Annotated in this window: 2 protein-coding genes; both read right to left on the bottom strand. The window is 51.1% G+C overall.

Going from position 1 to position 1,298, the window contains the following annotated elements; all coding sequences use genetic code 11:
* Nucleotides 1-593 (bottom strand): S-layer homology domain-containing protein (locus WBG83_RS22440; protein ID WP_336747619.1); only part of this gene is annotated, 593 nt, incomplete at its 3' end.
* A 209-nt stretch (nucleotides 594-802) separates the two neighbouring features.
* Nucleotides 803-886 carry a putative holin-like toxin gene (locus tag WBG83_RS22435; RefSeq protein ID WP_309248983.1) on the bottom strand — a complete coding sequence of 28 codons (84 nt, stop codon included), beginning with the start codon at nucleotides 884-886 and terminating at the stop codon, nucleotides 803-805.
* Nucleotides 887-1,298 lie beyond the last annotated feature (412 nt).

Here is a 1,298-nt window from a genome sequence, read left to right as displayed (position 1 = left end):
GCAGTCTTGTCCACGGACAGTTCGCCGCCGCCTTTGACCGTCAGGACCCGCTCGATGACGGTTACCGACTGTGCCCGAGTCGTGACCTCATCCTGTCCAAGCTGCCCTCCCGCTGCACCCTGAATCAGACCTTTTTGCGCTGCCCGATAAAGCAGCTCTCCGCCGCTTGCTTTGTCCAGGCTTGTGTCCGCCGCTCTCGCAGATATCCAGGCCATTTGCTCCCTGGTAATGGGGCTGTTCCAGTCCCCGTAATCGAAGTCACTCCACGTCAAATATCCCGCATTGACTGCAGCATTGATAAACGGAACATACCATTCCTCACCGGATCCACTATCGGACACAGCAAGCTTATTGGCTGTCACGGTCATTTTAATAAATTCCGCGCGGCTGACCGGCCGATCCGGCGCGAACGATCCGTCCGCATAGCCGTCAACATAACCCTTGCTGACCGCCCCTTGAACGGACATATAGGCCCAGTGACTGTCCACCAAATCCGTAAAGCTTTTGTCCGCCGCTGTTACCGAATACTGAGGACTTATTCCGCTGCCGGTCAATGCTAGAATTAAAGCCAGGCTAATCCCCCATTTCTTCATCTTTCCCCACCCTTTCTATATACAAAATATAGTCTTGTCTTACAAAAATGAGTTTTTGTCTTACATAATTGTGGTATAATATGCGTATAGTAAAAAGCGCCGCAAATGCTGGAAACATCTGCAGCGCTTGTACAACAGCTGCTTTTAAGGGCAGTTGGCTTATACGGGAGATTCACAGAATAGACCGCGTACCTTACCCGAGGGGCGGTCTATTTCTTTTTGAGGTACGTCAGCAACGCCAGGATGAACATGCCGAACATGAACATCAGGGTCAACGCATCTTTAACCTCCATGGCCTCACCTCCCCTCCGGGAGATTAGCCGACCGCCCTTAAGCCATTCTATTGTACTGCGCCATTATACCACAGAATCTTCCAAGTTTCTTGAGAGATTTGCAGCCCGGAGCGCCGCATACCTGTCATTCAGACGGTTTGCAAGTGCCTGGTTGGCCACAAAGTCCAATCGGTTGCAGCAGCTGCACTTGTAAATCAAAATATGTTCATCCCCCGACTCGATGAGCTCCGTTTCCATTAGCCGGTGCACCGGATTTAGCCCATTCAGCGAGGCGGAACTACGGGACACCAGCTCCATGACTCCGTAGCAGTCTCGTAAGGAACAATGGACAAGATGCAATTTAGGTTCCATTCTCCTCCATCCCTTCTTTAGTTCTTTCAATGGTCACCGTCGCCTTCACAATAACAATTTG

It is taken from the genome of Paenibacillus sp. y28, from assembly GCF_037137075.1.
Lineage (GTDB): Bacteria > Bacillota > Bacilli > Paenibacillales > NBRC-103111 > JBBBNV01.
Note: the sequence above shows the minus strand (reverse complement) of the source record. Positions and strands in the feature narration are given on the sequence as shown.

Excerpts from the sequence above, each read along its gene's own strand:
- WBG83_RS22435 (WP_309248983.1), bottom strand. The coding sequence starts at position 886 with ATGGAGGTTAAAGATGCGTTGACCCTGATGTTCATGTTCGGCATGTTC.